Origin of the sequence: Catenibacterium sp. co_0103, assembly GCF_004168205.1 — a bacterium.
GTDB classification, from domain to species: domain Bacteria; phylum Bacillota_I; class Bacilli_A; order Erysipelotrichales; family Coprobacillaceae; genus Catenibacterium; species Catenibacterium mitsuoka_A.
Genome location: NZ_RCYB01000132.1, coordinates 1 through 3,965 on the forward strand (window position 1 = coordinate 1; position 3,965 = coordinate 3,965).

General features: G+C 30.3%; 5 protein-coding genes and 1 tRNA gene. 3 read left to right on the forward strand and 3 right to left on the reverse strand.

Going from position 1 to position 3,965, the window contains the following annotated elements; all coding sequences use genetic code 11:
* Window positions 1–181: 181 nt before the first annotated feature.
* The 3 genes from EAI80_RS12175 to cysE all read right to left on the reverse strand — a co-directional run bounded on the left by EAI80_RS12175 (window position 182) and on the right by cysE (window position 1,214).
* Window positions 182–367 carry a hypothetical protein gene (locus tag EAI80_RS12175; RefSeq protein WP_129982251.1) on the reverse strand — a complete coding sequence of 62 codons (186 nt, stop codon included), beginning with the start codon at window positions 365–367 and terminating at the stop codon, window positions 182–184.
* Window positions 368–571: 204 nt separating this feature from the next.
* Window positions 572–648, reverse strand: a tRNA-Arg gene (locus tag EAI80_RS12180).
* A 26-nt stretch (window positions 649–674) separates the two neighbouring features.
* A complete protein-coding gene (gene cysE, locus EAI80_RS12185) occupies window positions 675–1,214 on the reverse strand; it encodes a serine O-acetyltransferase (RefSeq protein WP_022425388.1) in 540 nt (179 codons plus the stop codon).
* A 148-nt stretch (window positions 1,215–1,362) separates the two neighbouring features.
* Here cysE and EAI80_RS12190 point away from each other — a divergent pair, with 148 nt between their 5' ends.
* The 3 genes from EAI80_RS12190 to EAI80_RS12200 form a co-directional block, all read left to right on the forward strand.
* The gene (locus EAI80_RS12190) at window positions 1,363–2,034 is read left to right on the forward strand and encodes a LytTR family DNA-binding domain-containing protein (RefSeq protein ID WP_129982252.1); all 672 of its coding nucleotides are present in this window, start codon (window positions 1,363–1,365) and stop codon (window positions 2,032–2,034) included.
* Entirely contained in the window at window positions 2,031–3,242 is a 1,212-nt protein-coding gene (locus tag EAI80_RS12195) for a GHKL domain-containing protein (RefSeq protein ID WP_129982253.1), read from the forward strand. Before EAI80_RS12190 ends, EAI80_RS12195 begins: the two co-directional genes overlap by 4 nt.
* Window positions 3,243–3,324: 82 nt before the next feature.
* A partial coding sequence (locus EAI80_RS12200; protein ID WP_129982254.1) for a hypothetical protein occupies window positions 3,325–3,965 on the forward strand: 641 nt, incomplete at its 3' end.

Here is a 3,965-nt window from a genome sequence, read left to right on the forward strand (position 1 = left end):
TTGACCTTAAGAACATGATAAATGATTTATGAAATAAACAAAACAGATAGCAGAAAACTGCCCCTAAAAAGTTGACAGCATAAAAGCAAAGCCAGGAGTTCATACCCCTGACTTTTTCAAAGCTTGAGTAAACCCCAAGTCTATTTAGTTACTCCTAATCACAGGGGGGCATTGTTTATTATTACTGAAAAACTACATTTATTTTCTTTTTCTTAGCATTGAGAACTTTTATAAGGACATCATCAATAGCATCTGTATATCGTCCTTGCATTAACAAATTGTTTTTCAAATCAATCAAACAATGAAAAATACAATCATACTCTTCATCGTTAATATAGATATGGTATTTCTTTTCTATTCCAAACATACAGGAACACCTCCTTATGATTGAATTGTAGACTATCTTTTGACTTTTGTGAAATATACGAAATGTATGTAACACTTACCCCAAAAGCGGATGGTTTAAAGTTCGATTTATGTTAGGAAACTTTATAAACCAACATAAATATCTTGACGAATTGAATATAAAAAAGCCGAGAAACCTTGTAATTAGGCTCTCGGCGTTGCTTTCTGGCGTCCCAGATAAGATTTGAACTTACGACCTTTCGCTTAGGAGGCGAATGCTCTATCCAGCTGAGCTACTGAGACATGTATAAAGGGGCTGATGCCCCTTTTTATAATTCGCGATGTACTTTAACACCATTCTCTTTCACAATCATACCAGGTACACCTACTACTGTACAGTTAGGTGGTACATCTTTCAATACAACTGAATTTGCACCTACAATACTGTTATCTCCAATAGTAATATCCCCAATGATTTTTGCACCTGCAGAAATCATTACGTTATTGTGTAAGGTCGGATGTCTTTTACATGTATGTTCTCCTGTACCTACCCCACCAAGAGTCACACCTTGATATAATAAACAATCATCACCAATAATGGTTGTTTCCCCAATTACTACTCCCATACCATGGTCTATAAATAATCGTTTGCCAATCGTTGCACCTGGATGTATTTCAATCCCTGTAAAAAAGCGTGCTACCTGTGACAGGAAACGTGCAATTAATTTCATATGACATTTTGTCCATAAGAAATGATTGATGCGATAAAAAAAGATAGCATGTACACCTGGATAGTTCAATATTACATTAAACCAGTTACGTGATGCTGGATCATTTTCTAGTACTGCACCAACAATTGTTTTCGCCATTCTCCCCACTCCTTTTTCCCTATTATAAGGATTTATTATTTACTGGTCAAACAATGTAATAATAAATCCTAGTCTTCTTAGGGATTATATACAATAATTGACAAAATATCATATATTTCTTATTATCTCTCTAAACAAGGAGGATGTTATGTTTCATATTGCGATTGTAGATGATGATCAAGTAATTCATCAGAAGTTAGAAGAAATGATTACTTCTATATTATTTAAATACCCTATCCCTTTTAAAGTATCTCACTTCTTTTCTGGTAATGCATTTCTAAGTAGTAAAGATACATTTTCTCTTATTATGTTAGATGTAGAAATGAATGATGGAGATGGTATTCTGACTAAGAACTCTTTAAAAACACATACTCCTATTATCTTTCTCTCTTCATACCAGGATAGAATGATAGAAGCATTCGGTAATCATGTAGTTGCCTATTTATTAAAAAACAGTCATACCTTGTCACAGGACTTAGAAAGATATCTACTTCAAATATCAAAGACAGATTGTATCTATCTAGATGATCAGATGATTGATTATAAAGAAATCATCTACTTAAAGGCAGATAATGTTTATACAATAATCCATACACATAATAAAGATTATCTCATTCGCAAATCGTTAAAAGATATGGAAAAAGAACTTTACTTCCCTTTCTATCGTGTTCATAAGTCATATATTATTAACTTTGATTATTTAAAAGATATCAATCACTTAGAACTCACACTCACAACTTCTGAAATAATCAAGATCAGTAGAGGTAAACTCAAAGATATCCAACAAAGCTATTATGACTATATAAGGAGTACACTATGATTTCATTTTGCGAACAAATACTACTCATGTTGAATGTTTTGATGATCAGTTATTTATTATTCAATAAAGAGTTCAATAAACACCATTGTGTTAAGGGAATGATTTGTTTCTTAACTTCTTTAATTGTGATTGCATTAAAGAAAGAAATCAGTCCCTCCATCATCAATATTGTCTTAATGTTTATCGCTTATATTTTTATATTTGGTCCATCCTTAGATTCTATGAAAGAATTCATTTCTTCTTATATTGTCATGGTATTTTTCCAAATATGTATCAATTCATTCTTATCCTTCTATGAGATCAATAACCAGTCATTCATCAGTGCACTTGTGTCATTAATTCTTATAACTCTCCTTTGTTTTGTCACAAAGCGAGAACACTTAATCATTAATAACTCTATTCTGATTATTCTATCTTCTGTCTGTATATTATTATCAGCACAGCTTATCTTATTAACTAATCTTTATATTTCTATGAATAAGAGTATAAAATGGAATATCATTTTATTTCTCATTACATCACTATTATTGATGCTCTTACTGTATTTCTGCTTGAAAATGAATTATGAAAAGAAAAAAGAAGACATATCAAAACAGAATCTAGAAACAATCATCCAGCTGCAGCAGACATATCTTTCTTCTTATACACATAAATATCAGGAACTTAGAAAATTCAAACATAATTACAATAAACAGCTTCTTATGATCAAGAACTATTATTTAAACCAACAAGATCAGTTACTTCCTTATTTAGATACACTCAGTCATCACTTATATAAGGCGAATAATGATTCACAGAATCATATCATTAATATGCTATATCAGTATTTCAAAGAAGAATATCCTCAAGTACATAGTTCAATAGATGATCAAATACTAGGAACTATCACAATGGATGATTCAAAGCTGTCATCGTTAATTTATAATCTATTTAAGAATAGTTTTGAAGCTTCTTCTAAAACAACAGATAGTAATGTTTCTATCTCTTTTAAAAATAAAAACAGTCATCTCTATATACAAATAAGAAACTCAATTAATCAGCCTGTAACGCTTAAAGAAGGCTATACAAGTAAAGAGAATAAAGATGATCATGGTATTGGACTTACAATTATTAATGAAATCGTGAATGAATATCATGGAATCAATCAATACCAACAAATAGACCATTATCTAGTCAATGGCATTATTCTCTTTGATGTCATTCACTAGACAACAATAAACTGCACTTTACAACAATTAAATGTAAGTGCAGTTTTTATTATGTTAGAGTGCATATGAAAGAGAGATTACTATGAAAAAAGCGATTATTATCATCTTTTGTATCCTTACATGTAACTTCTTTTCTGTAAGTTATACACTCACAAGTCATGAATACTTTAATCATATTGTATATGCAGAAAAAGAATTACCTGGCTTTTATTCTATTCAAATTCCTCATGATATTATGAATAATGATTCGACTCAGATATTACATACTGTAGAAAATTGTTTAGATAAATATCAAGGCAATTTGTTTATCACTAAGAATAAAGATAACCATTATAAGAAATATGTTTATTTGACTTATGCAAAGAACCAATATGTTAAATCTACTCCTATGTTTGATCATACATTCACTTTTAATGTTTATCATTTAGATAAGCTATTGAGTGATGGATATCAACTAGAAGGAGAAGTATATGTCACTTTTCCAAATGAACAGTCGTTTAATCAATTCAAGAATGAAATGAATGCAACACTACATATATCTATAAAAGACCTCAATGATTCAGGTGGTCAGGTTGATTATATGATATGGATTATTGTGTGTTTAGCTGCCTTCTATTTCATTCTTATGTTAGTCATTATTTATGACTTGCTTCAGAATTATAAACTTTTCAGCATTAAGCGCCTTGAAGGCTATAACTTATTTTCTATTGGTTATGATTATAT